This is a genomic window from Kitasatospora sp. NPDC058184 (assembly GCF_042883725.1).
GTDB lineage: Bacteria > Actinomycetota > Actinomycetes > Streptomycetales > Streptomycetaceae > Kitasatospora.
The window spans coordinates 1-17983 of the sequence record NZ_JBHVVE010000041.1; the positions used below are offsets into that span (position 1 = coordinate 1).

The 17983-nt window shown below is 75.3% G+C and carries 10 protein-coding genes and 1 pseudogene; 2 read left to right on the forward strand and 9 right to left on the reverse strand.

The annotated features are described in order from the left end of the window. Window positions 1-350: 350 nt before the first annotated feature. Window positions 351-551: a hypothetical protein gene (locus ACFVXH_RS40445; RefSeq protein WP_049656200.1), complete on the reverse strand. Its 201-nt coding sequence runs from the start codon at window positions 549-551 to the stop codon at window positions 351-353. A 406-nt stretch (window positions 552-957) separates the two neighbouring features. Between ACFVXH_RS40445 and ACFVXH_RS40450 the strand changes: the two are divergent. After that, window positions 958-2271: pseudogene (locus tag ACFVXH_RS40450) on the forward strand (serine/threonine-protein kinase); the annotation flags it as partial. Between the two features lie 1027 nt (window positions 2272-3298). On the opposite strand, the gene ACFVXH_RS40455 reads toward ACFVXH_RS40450, so the two are convergent. Next, entirely contained in the window at window positions 3299-4105 is an 807-nt protein-coding gene (locus ACFVXH_RS40455; RefSeq protein ID WP_387831172.1) for a TrmH family RNA methyltransferase, read from the reverse strand. A gap of 88 nt (window positions 4106-4193) precedes the next feature. Here ACFVXH_RS40455 and ACFVXH_RS40460 point away from each other — a divergent pair, with 88 nt between their 5' ends. Further along, window positions 4194-6935, forward strand: a complete 2742-nt coding sequence (locus ACFVXH_RS40460) for a SpoIIE family protein phosphatase (protein WP_375877203.1) — start codon at window positions 4194-4196, stop codon at window positions 6933-6935. A 37-nt stretch (window positions 6936-6972) separates the two neighbouring features. Here the strand turns inward: ACFVXH_RS40460 and cobA are convergent, their stop codons facing one another. From cobA to ACFVXH_RS40495, 7 genes are all read right to left on the reverse strand, one after another. Then, entirely contained in the window at window positions 6973-8220 is a 1248-nt protein-coding gene (cobA, locus tag ACFVXH_RS40465) for a uroporphyrinogen-III C-methyltransferase (protein WP_387831173.1), read from the reverse strand. Between the two features lie 107 nt (window positions 8221-8327). Then, on the reverse strand, window positions 8328-12296 hold the full coding sequence (gene cobT, locus ACFVXH_RS40470; protein ID WP_387831174.1) for a nicotinate-nucleotide--dimethylbenzimidazole phosphoribosyltransferase: 3969 nt from the start codon (window positions 12294-12296) through the stop codon (window positions 8328-8330). A 494-nt stretch (window positions 12297-12790) separates the two neighbouring features. Continuing rightward, complete coding sequence (gene cbiE / locus ACFVXH_RS40475; RefSeq protein WP_107418731.1) at window positions 12791-14047, reverse strand: precorrin-6y C5,15-methyltransferase (decarboxylating) subunit CbiE; 1257 nt, start codon at window positions 14045-14047, stop codon at window positions 12791-12793. Between the two features lie 137 nt (window positions 14048-14184). After that, window positions 14185-14820, reverse strand: a complete 636-nt coding sequence (locus tag ACFVXH_RS40480) for a GNAT family N-acetyltransferase (protein ID WP_049652062.1) — start codon at window positions 14818-14820, stop codon at window positions 14185-14187. Window positions 14821-15019: 199 nt separating this feature from the next. Then, a complete protein-coding gene (locus ACFVXH_RS40485; RefSeq protein ID WP_049652063.1) occupies window positions 15020-15847 on the reverse strand; it encodes a MetQ/NlpA family ABC transporter substrate-binding protein in 828 nt (275 codons plus the stop codon). Between the two features lie 57 nt (window positions 15848-15904). Further along, window positions 15905-16633, reverse strand: a complete 729-nt coding sequence (locus ACFVXH_RS40490) for a methionine ABC transporter permease (protein WP_049652064.1) — start codon at window positions 16631-16633, stop codon at window positions 15905-15907. After that, window positions 16630-17655, reverse strand: coding sequence for a methionine ABC transporter ATP-binding protein (locus tag ACFVXH_RS40495; protein WP_049652065.1), 1026 nt, complete (start codon window positions 17653-17655; stop codon window positions 16630-16632). The genes ACFVXH_RS40490 and ACFVXH_RS40495 overlap by 4 nt, the downstream gene beginning before the upstream one ends. Window positions 17656-17983 lie beyond the last annotated feature (328 nt).

The window sequence follows — 17983 nt, forward strand, 5'->3', positions numbered from 1 at the left end:
TACCTTGACACGGTAGGGGTCACTGGTTCAATCCCAGTATCGCGCACAGTAACGGCCGGGGCCGCGATCCGTAAGGATCGCGGCCCCGGCCTTTTGTCGTCCCGTTCGGGTGGTTCCGGGCGCCGGGCCTCCGGCGGGGAAGCGCCGGGAAAAGAGAAGAGCCGCGTACGGACGCCCTCACCGACGTCCGTACGCGGCGTCTCCGCCTGCCGGGGCGCTCTGCGCACCGCCCACGCCCGTCCGCGTGTCATCGCGGCCGCGGCCTCCCCGGCGGCACCGCTCCCCGTCCCCAGGGGTTCGGTGCCCGTCTTCGACCGGCCTCGCGGCCGGTGTCCTTCTTCTTCCCCTGCTCAGCGGGCGATCAGATCGGCGACGGCCTGGGCCTGGTTCGCCATCTGCTCCCACCCTCCGAAGAGCAGCACCAACAGCACGGCGCACGGCAGGGCCATGGCCAACGCCACGGCGGGGTGCCGCGTGGGCTGCTCGGCGGACCCCGTCCGGAGGGAGGCCTGCCGACGGCGGCGGGGGGTTCCCGTGAGCTGCGGTGGCATGTCCTGGCTCCTGATCCGGTCGAGTTGGCGCGGTGGACGGCTTACCTCGGGGGACGAGCTCCCCGTCCACCGCTGAGCACAACGCTATTGGTCGGGGGCCCCTCCGGGCGTCATGCCGTCGTACTGTTCCTCGGACGTCCCGGAGGATGACGATCGGACTTGAGGCCTACTACCGCAGGGGGACAGCGGGCTCATCCGACCCCCGGGGGAACCCTGAGGGGCAACCCCGAGAGGCCCTCCGACGGCCCTGTGACCTGCAGGTCAGCGCAAGATCCGACAATCGCACGGTGGCTACGGGTGTTGCGTATCAGCACACCGCAGCGGGCAGTCCGTAAGCTGTGCCAGACAGAAACTGACGATGGCCCAACCGACGGGGCCTCACCCACCGGCTGACGGGGAACGAAACATGGCGATGATGCGGCTGAGGCGTGAGGACCCCCGCATCGTCGGGCCGTACCGCCTGCACCGGCGACTGGGCGCCGGCGGCATGGGCGTGGTCTACCTCGGCTCCGACCGCCGCGGGCAGCGCGTCGCCCTCAAGCTGATCCGCGCCGAACTCGCCGAGGACCAGGAGTTCCGCACCCGCTTCGCCCGCGAGATCGCCGCCGCCTCCCGGATCCGGGGCGGCTGCACCGCGCGCGTGGTCGGCTCGGACATCGAGACCGAACGGCCCTGGCTCGCCACCGCGTACGTCCCCGGGCCCTCGCTGTACAAGCGGGTCGGCGACGAAGGACCGCTGAACTGGCCCGAGGCGGCCCGGATCGGGGCCGCGCTGGCCGACGGACTGGTCAAGGTGCACGAGGCCGGAGTGGTCCACCGGGACCTCAAGCCCTCCAACATCCTGCTCTCGCCCCGGGGCCCGCGCATCATCGACTTCGGCATCGCGTGGTCGCGCGGCGCCAGCACGCTCACCCACGTCGGCACCGCCGTCGGCTCCCCCGGCTTCCTCGCGCCCGAGCAGGTGCGCGGGGCCGCCGTCACCCCCGCCACCGACGTCTTCGCCTTCGGGGCCACCCTCGCCTACGCGCTCACCGGGGACACCCCGTTCGGCTCCGGGGCCTCCTCCGAAGTGATGCTGTACCGGGTCGTCCACGAGGAGCCCGACCTCGCCGCCGTACCGCCGCAACTGGCGCCGCTGATCCGGGCCTGCCTGGCCAAGGAACCCGCCGAACGGCCCGGGGCCGCAGCGCTGCACGAGCGGCTCAGCGAACTGGCCGCGCGCGGGACCGCGGCCGGAGCCTCCGGCACCACCCGCGCGGCGCGAGCCGGACGGGGCGGCCCCGCGCCGGTCCCCGCCCCGGCCCAGGCCCCGCAGGAGAACGGCCGGCCGGGCGTGCCCGCCCCCGGGCGCTCGCCCGAACCACCCGCCGCGGCCCGGGCCCGAGCGGCGGCGGGCCGCCCCGGCGCGCAGGCCGCCGGGGCCGCCGGACGGCGCCCCCAGGGACCGGGCGCCCCACTCCCCCGGCCCGAGCCGACACCGGTCACCCGGCCGCTGCGGGCACGCCCGGACCGACCGCAGACCCCGCCCCCGGCCCGGCCCGGGCCCCGCGACGCCCGTGACCCCCGCGACCGGGTGCGTCCCCGGGACCGCCAGCACACCCCCGCCCCCGGCGGGCGGCCCGGCGCCGCGCGGCAACGGCTGCTCCGGCAGCGGCTGGTCGTCTTCGTCACCGTGACCATCGGGGTGGCGCTGGCCATCGCGGCGGCCCAGGGGTGCGAGAACCGGGACAACCGGAGCGTGCGGCCACCGGCCGCGGTGGTGACCAACGCCGGCTCCGGCGGCGAGCAGGCCGTGCCCGGGACATCGGCGGACGTCGCGCCGCAGGCCTCGACCACCCCCCTCCCGGCAGCGGCACGCGGCGGTACGGACGGCGGGCTGACGGCCCCCCAGGCGCCGGTGCCGGCCGTGGACTGGCCCAACCGCAGCTACCCCGACGGGGCCGGCGGGCCGGCCATCGCCCTGCAGAACGGGCACTCGGTCGGCGCCGGGCCCCAGGTCGCGCTGAGCGCGGTGCTGCCGGCCCGGTACAAGGGCCTGCCGGCCGCGGTGGTCGTCCTGCGACGGGTGGAGGGCTCGGCCCCGGTCGACCTCGTCCAGCTCTACACCTTCACCGGGGACGCCCCGGCCGCCACCACCTCCCGCACCTCGGTGGCGGACCCGCAGGCGACGGCCAGCTGGCGACTGGACGGCAGCACGGTCGTCCGCGAGGAACGCGCGGCCGCCACCGGCACCGTCACCTCCACCCGCTACGCCGTCCGCCCCGACGGCACCCTCGACGAATCCTGGACCGGCGCCGCCACCACCCCGCCCCCCGCCGCCGCCCCGGCCCCACCCACCTCCCCCACCGGCTGAAGCCTCCGGGCCGGCTCCCGGTTGTGCGGCGGCCGCTGCGGAGGCACGCGCGGGCGGGGCATGGCGCGAGAAGTCGGGCTGGCCGACTTCCGGTGCAGGGCGGTCCCGGAAGGGCGCTGCGGGCCGGCAGGCGGGATAGCGGCCTCAGCGAAGCCAGTACGCGTGAGAAGTCGGGCAGGCCGACTTTCGGTGCAGGGCGGTTTCAGGGAGCCCAGCGGGTCGGCAGGCCGATCGGGGGCTTCAGTGAGGGGTGGCGCGCGTGGGAAGTCGGGCGGGCCGACTTTCGGTGCGGGGATGGCCAGCTTCCCGGGGGTGGGGCCGTGGCTGCGGTGTCAGGAGTCGGGCAGCGCGCGGGAAGTCGGGTGGGGCGACTTCTCGCGCGCCGGTGAGGGGGTCAGGGGGTGGTGACGGCGTAGAAGGCGACGGCGGCGGCGGCGCCGACGTTGAGGGAGTCGATGCCGTGGGCCATCGGGATGCGGACGGGGTGGTGGGCGGCGGCGATGGCGCGGGGGGTGAGGCCGTCGCCCTCGGCGCCGAGCATGAGGGCGGCCTTGGGGAGGCTGTGCGGGGCGAGGGTGTGGAGGTCGACGGCGGTGTCGGCGGGGGTGAGGGCGAGCAGGGTGAAGCCGGCCTCGCGGACGGTGTCGAGGGCGGCGGGCCAGGGGTCGAGGCGGGCGTACGGGACGGCGAAGACCGCGCCCATGGAGACCTTGACGGCGCGCCGGTAGAGCGGGTCGGCGCAGTCGGGGGACAGCAGGACGGCGTCCATGCCGAGGGCGGCGGCGCTGCGGAAGATGGCGCCGAGGTTGGTGTGGTCGACCAGGCCTTCCAGGACGGCGACCCGGCGGGCGCCGGCGAGCACCTCGGCGGCGTCCGGAAGGGGCTTGCGCTCCATCGAGGCGAGGGCGCCGCGGTGCACGTGGTAGCCGGTGACGGCTTCGGCGAGGGCGGGCTCGACCACGTGGACGGGGGCGGCGGCCTCGGCGATGACGTCGCCCATCACCTCCAGCCACTTGGAGGTGAGCAGCATCGACCGCATCCGGTAGCCGGCGGCGAGGGCGCGGCGGATGACCTTCTCCCCCTCGGCGATGAAGAGGCCCTCGGCGGGTTCGCGGCGGCGGCGCAGCTCGACGTCGGTGAGGCCGGTGTAGTCGGCGAGGCGGGGGTCGGCCGGGTCGGTGATGGTGCGGGGTTCGGACACCCTGTGATCTTGCCAAGCCCGGGCGGGGAAGGCCAAACGGCGGAGGGGGCGGGTGGTCCCCGGCTGGCCGTAGTGCAAATATGACCGTATGGCCCGAAATCCGGGCCGATCCTGGGCTCCGTCGGCCTCTGGCGCCACTGGCTCCGCCGGCTCCCCCGGTGGGCGCCCACACGGTCGGCCGCAGCTGCCGCACGCGAAGCCGCGGTGGCCCGTGTGGCACCGGTCGGTGGCGGGGCAGGTGTTCGCGCTCCAGATCCTGGTCGTGCTGCTGCTGGTGGTGGCGGCCGCGGTGGCGCTGGTGGTGCAGTCGCGCAACGACGCCGAGCACGAGGCACGCAACCGTTCGGTGGCGGTGGCGCAGACCTTCGCCAGTTCGCCGGGCATCGTCGACGCGCTGCGCTCCCCCGACCCGACGGCCGTCCTGCAGCCGAGGGCGCAGTCCGCGCGGGTCGCCGCGGGCGTGGACTTCATCGTCGTGCTGAACAACCAGGGCATCCGCTACACCCACCCGAACCCGGCGCTGATCGGCCGGAAGTTCGTCGGCACCTACGAGCCCGCGCTGCACGGGCAGGTGGTGACCCAGCGCGTCTCGGGCACGCTCGGCTCGCTGGTGCAGGCGGTGGTCCCCGTGTACGCGCCGGACGGTTCGGTGGTCGGGCTGGTCTCGGCGGGCGTGACGCTGAAGAGCGTCAGCAGCGCCAGCGAGCGCCAGCTGCCGGTGGTGCTGGGCGCGGCGGCGGCCGCGGTGGGGCTGGCCACGCTCGGGACGGCGCTGGTCAGCCGCAGGCTGCGGCGCCAGACGCACGGGCTGGGCCCGGTCGAGATGACCAGGATGTACGAGCACCACGCGGCGGTGCTGCACGCGGTGCGCGAGGGCGTGATGATCCTGGGCGGGGACGGCCGGCTGCTGCTCTGCAACGACGAGGCGCGCCGGCTGCTGGACCTGCCGCCGGACGCCGAGGGCCGCCCGGTGGCCGGGCTGGGCCTGGAGCAGCGGCCGCTGGACCTGCTGACCGCCGAGCGCCCGGTGACCGACGAGGTGGTGCTGTCCGGGGAGCGGCTGCTGGCGGTGAACGTCCGGCTGATCGACCAGCCGGGCGGCCCGCCCGGCCGGGTCGCCACGCTGCGCGACTCCACTGAGCTGGCGGCGCTGTCCGGCCGGGCGGAGCGCGCGCAGCGGCGGCTGCGGCTGCTGTACGACGCCGGGGTGACGGTGGGCAGCACGCTGGACGTGACGCGGACGGCGGAGGAGCTGGCGCAGGTCACGGTGCCGCGGTTCGCGGACTTCGTCACGGTGGACCTGGCGGACCAGGTGCTGACCGGTGAGGAGCCGCCGCCGGGCCCTTCGCTGGGGCGGATGCGCCGTACGGCGGTGACGGGGGTACGGGACGACGCGCCGTTCTACCCGGTCGGCACGGTGCTGGACGTGGTGCCCGAGACCCCGCTGGCCGGGGCGCTGCACAGCGGGGAGCCGGCCATCGAGCCGCGGCTGGCGGAGGCCGGCCGGTGGCGGGAGCAGGACCCGGAGCGGTCGGCGCGGGTCCTGGCGTACGGGGTGCACTCGCTGGTGCGGGTGCCGCTGCGGGCGCGCGGGGTGCTGCTGGGGGTGGCCCGGTTCTGGCGGGCGCAGCGGGCGGAGCCGTTCGAGGCGGAGGACCTGGCGCTGGCCGAGGAGCTGGTGGCGCACGCGGCGGTGTGCATCGACAACGCCCGCCGCTACACCCGGGAGCACGCGATGGCGGTGACGCTCCAGCACAGCCTGCTGCCGCGCAAGCTGCCGGAGCAGACGGCGCTGGACGTGGCGCACCGTTACCTGCCGGCCCAGGCCGGGGTGGGCGGGGACTGGTTCGACGTGATCCCGCTGCCGGGCGCGCGGGTGGCGCTGGTGGTCGGGGACGTGGTGGGGCAGGGGCTGCACGCGGCGGCGACGATGGGCCGGCTGCGGACGGCGATCCACAACTTCTCGACCCTGGACCTGCCGCCGGACGAGCTGCTGGGGCACCTGGACGAGCTGGTGAGCCGGATCGACCAGGACGAGGCGGCGGGCGGCGAGCGCGCCGGGGTGGCTGGGGCGACCTGCCTGTACGCGATCTACGACCCGGTGTCGCGGCGCTGCACCCTGGCCACCGCCGGGCACCCGCCGCCGGCGGTGGTGGACCCGCAGGGCCGGGTGGTGTTCCCGGAGCTGCCGACCGGGCCGCCGCTGGGGCTGGGGGTGCTGCCGTTCGAGAACGCCGAGCTGGAGCTGGCCGAGGGCAGCCGGCTGGTGCTGTACACGGACGGGCTGGTGGAGGACCGGCAGCGGGACATCGACGAGGGGCTGGAGCTGCTGCGGGCGGCGCTGGCCGGGCCGCCGCGCACGCCCGAGCAGACCTGCGCGGACGTGCTCGGGGCGATGCTGCCGGAGCACCCGCAGGACGACATCGCGCTGCTGGTGGCGCGGACCAGGGTGCTGGCGCCGGAGCAGGTGGCGCAGTGGGAGGTGCCCTCCGACCCGGCGGCGGTGCGCGAGGTCCGGGCCGCGGTGGCGGAGCGGCTGACGGCCTGGGGGCTGGCGGAGGCGGCGTTCGTCACCGAGCTGATCCTGAGCGAGCTGGTGACCAACGCGATCCGGTACGGCTCCGGGCCGATCCGGGTGCGGCTGCTGCGGGACCGTTCGCTGATCTGTGAGGTGTCGGACGGCAGCAGCACCTCGCCGCACCTGCGGTACGCGGCGACCGAGGACGAGGGCGGGCGCGGGCTGTTCCTGGTCGCGCAGTTCGCGGACCGCTGGGGGACGCGTTACACGGCGACCGGGAAGGTCATCTGGACGGAGCAGCCGCTGGAGTAGGAAGTCGGCCAGGCCGACTTCCCACTCCCCCGCGGGCCTACCGCTGGAAGGCGGCCGCCAGCACGTTGACGACGTCGCCGATGACGATGACCGCCGGGGGCTTGACCCCCTCGGCCTCGACCACCGCGGCGACGGTTCCGAGGGTGGCGTCCACCCGGCGCTGGGCGGCGGTGGTGCCCTCCTGGACGATGGCGACGGGGGTGTCCGCCGGCCGGCCGTACTCGACCAGCCGGGCGGCGATCGCGCCGATCTTGTCCACGGCCATCAGCAGCACCAGGGTGCCGCTCATCCGCGCGGCGGCCTCCCAGTTGGTGAGCGAGCGCTCGTCGTCCGGGCCGACGTGGCCGGAGATGACGGTGAACTCGTGGGTCATGCCGCGGTGGGTGACGGGCACGCCGGCCGCGGCGGGGACGCTGATCGAGCTGGAGATCCCGGGCACCACGGTGACCGGCAGCCCGGCCTCCGCGCAGGCCAGCAGCTCCTCGCCGCCGCGGCCGAAGACGTACGGGTCGCCGCCCTTGAGCCGGACCACGAACTTGCCGGCCTTGGCGTGCTCGACCAGGGTGCGGTTGATCGCCTCCTGGGCCATGAACCGGCCGTACGGGATCTTGGAGGCGTCGATCACCTCGACGTGCTCGGGCAGTTCGGCGAGCAGCTCGCGCGGGGCGAGGCGGTCGGTGACGACCACGTCGGCGTCGGCGAGCAGCCGGCGGCCGCGCACGGTGATCAGGTCCGGGTCGCCGGGGCCGCCGCCGACCAGGGCCACGCCGGCCCCGTGCGAGCGGTACTGACGGGCGGCCAGCGAGCCGTCCCGCAGGCCGTCCACGATGGCGTCGCGCAGGGCGGCGGAGTGGCGCGGGTCGCCGGTGAGGACGGCCACGGTGGCGCCCGCGTCGCGGCCGCTGGCCGGGGTCCAGGCGGTGGCCGCGGCGGCGTCGTCGCTGCGGGAGCAGAACACCCGCTCGCGCTCGGCCTCCGCGCTGACCGCCGCGTTGACGGCCGGGTCGTCGGTGGCCACCAGGGCGTACCAGGTGTCGGCGAGGTCGCCGTCCCGGTACGGGCGGGCGTGCCAGGTGAACTCGCCGGCGTCGGCCATGGCCTGGACGGCCGGGGTGGTGGCGGGCGCCACCAGGTGCAGGTCGGCGCCGGAGGCGATCAGGGCGGGCAGCCGCCGCTGGGCGACCTGGCCGCCGCCGACCACGACGACGCGGCGGCCGGCCAGCAGCAGGCCCACCGGGTAGGGGGTACGGCCCTCGGTGCTCGGGTGCGGGGTGGGCGCGGTCATCGGCGGTGCTCCTGATCGGGGATGAGGGTGTGGGGACGGTACGGCACGTCACCGCTCCGCGGTCCGGCGCGCCCTCGGGCCGGACCGCGGAGCGGTGACGGGGTGCGTCAGGCCTTCTCGGTGACCCCGGCGGAGTCGAAGGTCGCTACATCGTGCATCGCCCGGGCCGCGCTCTGCACCAGCGGCAGGGCCAGCAGGGCACCGGTGCCCTCGCCCAGCCGCAGGTCCAGGTCGATCAGCGGGCGCAGGCCGAGCTTCGCCAGCGCGGCCTGGTGGCCGGGCTCGGCGGAGCGGTGGCCGGCGATGCAGGCGGCCAGCACCTCGGGGGCGATGGCCTTGGCGGCCAGCGCGGCGGAACCGGCGATGACGCCGTCCAGGATCACCGGGGTGCGCAGCGAGGCGGCGCCCAGCAGGAAGCCGGCCAGGGCGGCGTGCTCCAGGCCGCCGACGGCGGCGAGGACGCCGATCGGGTCGCTCGGGTCGGGCTGGTGCAGGGCCAGCGCGGCGCGGATGACCTCGACCTTGCGGGCGTGGGTCTCGTCGTCGATGCCGGTGCCGCGGCCGGTGACCTCGGCCGGGTCGAGGCCGGTGAACACCGAGATCAGGGCGGCCGAGGCGGTGGTGTTGGCGATCCCCATGTCGCCGGTGACCAGTGCCTTGTTGCCCGCCGCGACCAGGTCGCGGGCGGTCTCGATGCCGACCTCGATGGCCTTGAGGGCCTCCTCGCGGGTCATCGCCGGGCCCTGGGTCATGTCGGCGGTGCCGGGGCGGACCTTGCGCGGCAGCAGGCCGGTGGCGCGGCCCTGCTGGACGGCGTCCGGCAGTTCGGCGGCGACGCCGACGTCGACGACGCAGACCTCGGTGCCGATCTGCTTGGCGAAGGAGTTGATCACCGCTCCGCCGGCCAGGAAGTTTCCGACCATCTGGGCGGTCACCTCCTGCGGCCAGGGGCTGACGCCCTGGGCGTGCACGCCGTGGTCGCCGGCGAAGATCGCCACGCAGGCGGGCTCCGGGAGCGGCGGCGGGCACTTGCGGGACAGGCCGCACAGCTGGGCGGAGATGATCTCCAGCATGCCGAGCGAGCCGGCCGGCTTGGTCATCCGCTTCTGCCGGTCCCAGGCCTCGCCGAGCGCCTTGGCGTCCAGCGGGCGGATGCCGCGCAGGGTGTCGGCGAGCAGGCTCTGCGGCTCCTCGCCGGGCAGCGCGCGGTTGCCGTACTGCTCCTCGTGGACGACCCAGGACAGCGGGCGCTTCTTGGCCCAGCCCTGCTGCTCCAGCTCGGGCTCGTCCGGGAACTCGTCGACGAAGCCGACGCACAGGTAGGCGACGACCTCCAGGTGCTCGGGCAGGCCGAGCTCGCGGACCAGCTCCTCGTCGTCGAAGAAGCTCACCCAGCCGACGCCCAGGCCCTCGGCGCGGGCGGCCAGCCAGAGGTTCTCGACGGCCAGGGCGGCCGAGTACGGGGCCATCTGCGGCTGGGTGTGCCGGCCCAGGGTGTGCCGGCCGCCGCGGGTGCGGTCGGCGGTCACCACGATGTTGACCGGGGTGTCGAGGATGGCCTCGATCTTGATTTCCTTGAACTGCTTGGCCCGGCCCTTGGGCAGCGAGTCCGCGAACGCCTCGCGCTGGCGCTCGGCCAGGGCGTGCATCCGCCTGCGGGTCTTCGCCGAGCGGATCACCACGAAGTCCCAGGGCTGCGAGTAGCCGACGCTGGGCGCGGTGTGGGCGGCCTCCAGGACGCGGATCAGCACCTCGTGCGGGATCGGGTCCGGGCGGAAGCCGTTGCGCACGTCGCGGCGCTCGCGGATCACCTGGTGGACGGCCTCGCGGCCGGCCTCGTCGTAGCCGGGGGCGGCCGGGCCGCGCGGCTCGGCGGGCTCCTCGGGCTGCGGCTCCGGCTGCTCCTGCGGCTCCTCGGCGGCGGGCTGCTCCTCGGCCACGGGCTGCTCCTCGGTGGCCTCGGCGGCTTCGGCGGGCTCCGTGGCCTCGCCGGCTTCGGCGACCTCGGCGACCTCGCCGGACTCGACGGTCCCGGCCGCGGGCTGCTCGGCCTGGGGCTGCTCGGCGGCTTCGGCGGGGGCCTCGGCGGCCTGCTCCTGGATGGGCTCGGCCTCGGCGGCGGGCTCCTCCACGGCGACGGGCTGCTCAGCGGCGGCCTCGGGCTCGGCCGGGGCCTGCGCCTGCTCGGCGGCCGGCTCCGCGGGGGCCTCGGCCTCCGGAGCGGCGGCGACGGGCTGCTCGGCGACGGCCTCGGCGGCCTGCTCCTGGACCGGCTCCGCCTCGGCGGCGGGCTCCTCGACGGCTTCGGCGGGCTGCGCCGCCTCCGCCTCGGGGGCGGCCTCGACCGGAGCCTCGGCGGCCGGCTCGACAGCTGCGGCGGCGTCGGCCTCCGCCGGCGCCTCCACGGGCTGCTCCGCGACGGCCTCGGCCGGGACCTCGGCCTGCTGCTGGGGCTGCTCGCCCTCGGCCGCGGGCTCGGTGACGGCCTGGCCGGAGGGCATCTCACCGGTGCCCGCGGCGGTCTCCGCCACCGGCTCGGCGACGGCCTCCAACACGGCCTCGGCCGGGACCTCAGCCTGCTGCGCGGCCTCGGCGACCTCAGCGGCTTCGGCAACCGGGGCGGACTCGGCGCCCGCCACGGCCTCGGCGACGTGAGCAGCCTCGACGGCCTCGACGGCCTGCGGCGCGTCGGCGGCCGCTATGGGCGCGGGCTGCTGCGCGGCCGTCTCCTCGACGACCGGAGCCTGCCCGGCCGCCCCGACCTTGGGCAGGCCGTGCGGGGTGGGTGCGGCGAGGAAGGCGGAGATCCGGCGCGGCTGACCGGCCGGGGCCGCGGCCTCGGCCTGTTCGGCGGGCACGGCGGCGCCGTCGGCGGCAGCGCCCTCGACGGCGACGGCCTCAGGAGCGGCGGGGGCGACGGCGGTCTCGGCGGCCACGGGCTCGGCGACGGGTGCGTCGGCCGCCTCGGCCACCGGCTGGGCGGCCTCGGCCGGAGCCGGCTCGGCCACGGGGGCCTGCGGCGCGGCCGCGACGGCGGTCTCCACGGCCTCGCCGGCCTGAGGGGCCTGAGGGGCCTGGGGAACCGTCACGTCCTGCACGGGCTGCGCCGGGACGACCTGGGCGGCCTCCGGCGTCTCGACGACCTCGATCACCTCGATCGCCCCGACCGTCTCGACGGCCAGCACGGTCTCGACCGGCGGCACGCCCAGCGGCACCTGCTGGGCCCCGTGGGCCTGCGGAGCCTGCTGGACCTGCTGGGCCTGCGGGAAGTCCTGCGCCTGCGGCAGCTGCTGCCCCTCCACGACCGGGGCCGCCGGAGCGACCGGGACGGCCTGCGGCGCGACGGCCGGAGCCGGAGCCGCGGCCTCGGCCATCGGCGGGCGGCCGACCACCGGGATGCCGTGCGCCGGCGTGCCGCCCTGCGAGGGGCCGCGGTCGGCCAGCGAGCGGACCGGCACCTGGCCGGTCATCAGCGACGGGTCCGGGATCGGCGGACCGGCGTGCAGCGGCCGGCGCGGCTGCTGAGCCTGCGTCATCGGCTGCTGCGCCTGCTGGACGGGGTGCTGCTGGACGCCGTGCTCGGCGCCGAGCACCGGCGGGTCCACCGGCGGCCAGGACGGCTCGACCGGCGTGCCGTCGTGCTGCGGCGCGAGCGGCACCTGCTCGGCCGGGACGGCCGCGAGCGGCTCGCCCCAGGAGCCCTGCGGACCGGGCATCAGCAGCACGTCGTCCTCGTCGTCCAGGCCGTCCGGCGTGTCGGGCTGGTCGAGGAAGTGGAAGGCCGGGCGCGGGGCGCCCTGGTCGACGCCCCAGCCCTCGCCGGGCTGGCCGGGCTGCGGCACGCCGGGAACGCCGTAGCCGTACTGGCCCTGCGGCGGGATGCCGCCCGCGCCCGGGGGCACCGCGCCGGGGACACCGCCGATCGGGGCCGCCGGGTTGGGGATCGCCCCGCCGTCCGTCGCGACGCCCTGGAGGGGTGCAACGCCCGCGACGCCCTCCGGTCCGCCGAGCGGGTCCGGCCCGCCGTGCAGGTGCTCCGGCATTCCCTCGCCCGGAACGTGGCCGCCATCGGTCATTGTCAAAGCTCCTTCCAGGCCGCTGCCGCGCCCTCGGCGACACGATCACCGATCGCAGCGCCCATCCGCACGGGCCGAACCAGCACCGGCCCGCCCCTAACCACACGCGGCCGCCGCGCCGTGGCGCTGCGGCCCAAGTCCATCCGGCGCGCTGCGGCACCCCGGTCCGGCGCACCGCCCGTAGGGGGCGGCGCATCGTCTGAAACAACGACAACCCGGAGCAACCGGCACGACCGCACCGGACCCTACGGCATTCTCCAGGTCCGGCACGAGGCCCGTCGAATTGCCCACACTTCGAGCGGAACCGGATTGCACCGCGTCAAAAAGGTGACAAACCGACTGAATCGGGTGGGTCGCCTACCCTTGCAGTCGCCCAGGACGTCACACTACCGGCACCGCGCGGTCACCTCTCGAATCGGTGTCCGGATGCGACCTGGATCACCGTCGGCGCCACCGGACGATCCCGGCGCGGGCCCCGGACGGGCCCACGGCCTTCACACGATCTGCTCACCCCAGAGGACCAGCGCGCCGGTTCCGCCCGCTCCCAGCGCCAGTCCGTCGCCCTCCCCGACCGGCCGCAACGGGCTCGCCTGGAGCAGCGCGCCGTCCGCCCGGTAGCCGGCCCCGGCGATCGCCCGGTGGACCTCCTCGGCCTCGGTGAGGGTCCGGGGCAGCGCGACGAACCGTTCGGGCCGGCGGGCCAGCACCGCGCGCACCACGTCGAGGCCGCCGGACTCCACCACCGCCGCGTCCGGTTCCGGCAGGCCGCCCAGCACCTCGGGGCCGCTCCCGTACACCGCCTCCACCTCGACGCCGTAGCGGCGGGCGTTGACGGTCAGCCGGGCGCAGGCCGAGCGGGAGCCCTCGACCGCGACGACGGCGGCGCCGAACCGGGCCGCCTCCACCGCGAGGGCGCCGCTGCCGGCGCCGACCGACCAGACCAGGTCCCCGGGGCGGGCGCCGAGCCGGGCCAGCACCAGGGCGCGCACGTGGGCGGGGAGCGCCTCCGGTGCGCCCGGCTCGCCTTCCGTGCGCCCGGCGCCCGCGTAGGCGTCACCGGGGAGCGCCCAGCCGCGTTCCACGCCGGGGTAGCCGACCGGGCGCCCGGCGAGCCAGCCGGCCGCCTCGTCCACCGCCCCCGTCCGGGCGCCGCCGCCGATCACCAGCACCACGTTGGGGTCGCGCCACACGTGGTCGGCGATCCGGTCGGAGGTGAGGACGGTGACGTCCTCGTCGGGGGTGCCGAGGGCCTCGCAGACCACGAAGGTCCGGTGCACCCCGCGCAGCATCAGGGCGAGTTCGGCGGGCCCGGCGCCCGGCGCGGTGAGCACCGCGACCTTGGGGTGGGCCCGGCAGATGTTGGCCGCGCGGCGCAGCCGTCCGCCGTGCGCGCTGACCACCTGGGCGTCCTCCCAGGGCATGCCGGCCCGGGCGAAGGCGGCGGCCACCGAGGAGACGGCGGGCAGCACCTCCAGTTCGAGGCCGTACTCGGGGCGGCGCAGGGTGCGCACCACCCCGAAGAACCCCGGGTCGCCCTCGGCGACCACGACGGCGGCGCCGCGGTGCTCGGCGATCCTGCGGGCGGCCTGCCGGACGTTGCCGAGGGCGATCCGTTCGGCGGCCTCCGGCACCGGGAGGGCGTTCAGTTGGTAGGGGGCGCCGGCGACCAGGGTCGCCGCGGCCAGGGCCGCGCCGGCGGCCTCGGTCAGCGGTGTGCCGTCCCACCCGATGACCGTGATCCGGTCAGCCATCTGCGGCCGTTCTCCCTCGACTCGGTGCGCCACTCGATCCGCCGTCGTGCGGCACCGGTCCAGAGGCTACCGGGTGCGGTCGGCCGGAGCCCGACATCTCGCACACATGTCCGCGCCGGGTGAACAGGCGGCGTATCTCAGTCGCGCAGCACGTAGCGGTGGTCGCCGTGCCAGCCCTCGCGGTGCAGCTCGGGGGACTCCAGGTCCTCCGGGAGCAGGCTCCACAGGATGAGGTCGCTGCGGCTGTCCTGAAGCACCTCGCCGGACTCCCCGCGGACTATCCAGGCGCTGCGCAGCACGCCCTCGCTGATGCCGCCGATCTTCTGGGCGACCTGCTGGGCGGCGGTGTTCCCGGCGGCGGTGCGCAGTTCCAGGCGCAGGAAGCCGCGGTCCTCGAACAGCCACTGGGCGACGCCGAGGACGGCCTCCGGGGCGTAGCCCTCGCCGCGCGCCCAGACGGCGGTGACGTAGGAGATCTCGGTGCTGCGCAGCCGCCAGTCGGTGTTGCGCAGCTCGACCAGGCCGACCAGGCGCTGGGTGAGGTGCTCGGTGACGGCGAAGACGATGCCGCGGCCGGCGGCCCGGTGGGCGGGGGCGAGGGTGCGGGCGAGTTCGGCCGCGTACTCCTCGGTGAAGGGGTGCGGCAGGTCCGTCCAGGCGAGCACGAGGTCGTCGGCCATCATCGTGGCCAGGCCGGGGGCGTCGTCCTCCGCAAGGGGTCGCAGCAGCAGCCGTTCGGTGCTGATGGCGGTCTCGGGGAAGCTCGCTGCCATGCCGTCTCTCCTCGCCGGGTCGTGAACACAACACCGTACGCCTCCGGCGTGCCCCGGGTGCCACGCGGTGCGCTGCCCGCACGACGGTACGTCAGAACGCGGTCGGTCGGAGTGTCCCTGCTGCATACTGCCCGACCGGGCCCCCGTCGCGGTGCGGTGGGGGCCCGGTCGGGCGTTACGAGGTATGACCGTACGACGATCAGAAGGCCGGGATGACCGAGCCCTGGAAGGTGTCGTCGATGTACTTCTTGACCTCGTCGGAGTGCAGCAGCTCGGCCAGCTTCTTGACCCGCGGGTCGTTCTCCTTGCCCTTCTTGACGGCGAGGATGTTGGCGTACGGGTTGCCCTCGGCCTTCTCCAGCACCAGGGCGTCGGTGGCCGGCTTCAGGCCGGAGTCGATCGCGTAGTTGCCGTTGATGACGGCGGCGTCGAGGTCGGCGACGGAGCGGGGCAGCTGGGCGGCCTCCAGCTCCTTCCACTTGAAGTTCTTCGGGTTGCCGGTCACGTCCGCCGGGGTGGCGGTGGTGGTGACGCCGTCCTTGAGGGTGATCAGCTTGTTGTCGGCGAGCAGCTTGAGCGCCCGGCCCTCGTTGGTGGCGTCGTTCGGCAGGCCGATGGTGGCGCCGTCCGCGAGGTCGCCGATCGCCTTGACTTTCTTGGAGTAGAGGCCCAGCGGCTCCAGGTGCACGGGCTCGACCGACACGATGTTCGTGCCGTGCTTCTTGTTGAAGTCCTCCAGGTACGGGACGTGCTGGAAGTAGTTGGCGTCGGCCGAACCGTCCTGCACCGCCGTGTTGGGGGTCACGTAGTCGGTGACCTCCTTGATGTCGAGCTTGAGGCCCGCCTTCTCCGCGAGGTTGTCCTTGACGTACTTCAGGATCTGGCCGTGCGGGGTGGGGCTGGCCACGACCTTCAGCGGCGCGTTCGCGTCCGAGGAAGAGGAGGAGCCCGAGCTGCCGCAGGCGGCGAGCGAGAGGGCGATGCCGGCGGTGGCGAGGATGCTGGTGAACTTCAGGGCGTTGCGCACGAAAAGTGCCTTTCTGCGTGGAACGGGGAGCCGCGTCCGGGGTCGGACGAGGGAGGTCTAGGAGGCGGCGAGGTCCTTGTCGGGAGCCGCCGGGGTGCGGCCGAGCAGCCGCGTCCGGCCGCCGGTGCGGCCGCGGTGGGAGAGCCGCCGGACGGCGAAGTCCCCGATCAGCTGGACGGCGGTGACGATGATCACCAGCTCGGCCACGATGACCCACATGAAGGCGGTCTCGAAGCGCTGGTAGCCGTAGTTGACGGCGAGGGTGCCGAGGCCGCCGCCGCCGACGGTGCCGGCCATCGCGGAGTAACTGACCAGGGTGATGACCGTGGTGGTGACCGAGGCCACGATGCCGGGCAGGGCCTCGGGCAGCAGGGTCTTGCGGACGATCGTCCAGGTGCTGCCGCCCATCGACTGGACCGCCTCGACCAGCCCCTTGTCGACCTCGCGGACGGAGGTCTCGACCAGGCGGGCGAAGAACGGGATGGCGCCGATGGTCAGCGGCACGGTCGCCGCCTGCCAGCCGATGGAGGTGCCGACCAGCCAGCGGGTGAAGGAGATCAGCGCGATCATCAGGATGATGAACGGCACCGAACGGGCGATGTTCACGACGAAGCCGATGGCCTTGTTGACGGCCCGGTTGGCCAGCAGGCCGCCCTTGTCGGTGAGCACCAGGAGCACGCCCAGCGGCAGGCCGAGCAGCACGGTGACGAGCGCGGACACCCCGACCATCTGGAAGGTCTCCTGGGTGGCGGGCCACATCAGCTCCCACATCTGGTCCCAGGTCATGCCACCGCTCCGTTCGCCGTACCGAGCACGTCCACCTGCAGGCCCTGCTCGCGCAGGTAGCCGATCGGCACCACGTTGTCCTGGTGGCCGCCCGGCAGCTCGACCCGCATCCGGCCGACCATCCGGCCGGCGATGGTCTCCACCGCGGCGCCGAGGATGTTGATGTCGATCTGGTACGTGCGGGCGAGCTGGGAGACGAACGGCTGGGCCGAGCTGTCGCCCTGGAAGGTGATCTCCAGCACGGTCGAGCCGGGGTGGCCGGTGCCGAACTCGCTGAGCGGGAACAGCTCGCGGGCCAGCTCCGAGCCGGGCTTGGCCAGCAGGTCGGTCAGCTCGCCGGACTCCACCACCCGGCCGCCGCGCATCAGGGCGGCGGAGTCGCAGACGGACTTGATGACGTCCATCTCGTGGGTGATCAGCAGGACGGTGAGGCCCAGCTGCTGGTTGAGGTCGCGCAGCAGCTTGAGGATCGAGCGGGTGGTCTCCGGGTCGAGCGCCGAGGTGGCCTCGTCGGAGAGCAGCACCTTCGGGTCGCCGGCCAGTGCGCGGGCGATGCCGACGCGCTGCTTCTGGCCGCCGGAGAGCTGGTTGGGGTAGCTGCGGGCCTTGTCGCCGAGGCCGACCAGCTCCAGCAGCTCGGCGGCCTTGCGGCGGCGCTCGGTGCGGTCCAGGCCGACGATCTCCAACGGGAGCTCGACGTTCTGCTGCACCGTCCGCGAGGAGAGCAGGTTGAAGTGCTGGAAGACCATGCCGATCCGGCGGCGGGCCTCGCGCAGTTCGCGGCCGGCCCGGTTCTCGCCGCCGGACAGCGCGGTCAGCTCGACCCCGTCCACGGTGACCGTGCCGGAGGTCGGGCGCTCCAGCATGTTCACGCAGCGGATGAGGGTGGACTTGCCGGCACCGCTGGTGCCGACGACTCCGTAGACCTCGCCCGGGCGGACGTGCAGGTCGACACCGGCGAGGGCGGTCACCTCGCGGCCTCGGGAACGGTAGACCTTCGTCAGGTCCGTGGTGGTGATCACAGCGGCTTTCCGTGGGTCGGGGGCGGGCGGCGTGGTCCGACCGCCCGACCGGCTTGCGGCCGGCGGCGGCGTTACGGCGCTGCGCCGGGAGGGTCCGGACCTGCCGCCCCTTGATCGTGGCCGCTGGACGGCCGGGCCGCGCGACGGCGTGGCCCTAACGAGTCACCCGGGCCCGCGGGTCGGCGGGCACGGCAAAGGGAGGGGGCCGGGAGGAGGGGCGCGCTCGCACGGGCGGGAGCGGCGCCGGAGTCTCGCTTCGGGGCGCGAGGAGGAGGCGCCCTCAGCGGGGCGCCGGGGGCGGTGGCCCTCAGCAGTGACACATTCGACG

Coding starts and splice junctions, on each gene's coding strand:
- ACFVXH_RS40490 (WP_049652064.1), bottom strand. CDS start 16,633: ATGACCTGGGACCAGATGTGGGAGCTGATGTGGCCCGCCACCCAGGAG.
- ACFVXH_RS40445 (WP_049656200.1), bottom strand. CDS start 551: ATGCCACCGCAGCTCACGGGAACCCCCCGCCGCCGTCGGCAGGCCTCC.
- cobA (WP_387831173.1), bottom strand. CDS start 8,220: ATGACCGCGCCCACCCCGCACCCGAGCACCGAGGGCCGTACCCCCTAC.
- cobT (WP_387831174.1), bottom strand. CDS start 12,296: ATGACCGATGGCGGCCACGTTCCGGGCGAGGGAATGCCGGAGCACCTG.
- ACFVXH_RS40460 (WP_375877203.1), top strand. CDS start 4,194: ATGGCCCGAAATCCGGGCCGATCCTGGGCTCCGTCGGCCTCTGGCGCC.
- cbiE (WP_107418731.1), bottom strand. CDS start 14,047: ATGGCTGACCGGATCACGGTCATCGGGTGGGACGGCACACCGCTGACC.
- ACFVXH_RS40480 (WP_049652062.1), bottom strand. CDS start 14,820: ATGGCAGCGAGCTTCCCCGAGACCGCCATCAGCACCGAACGGCTGCTG.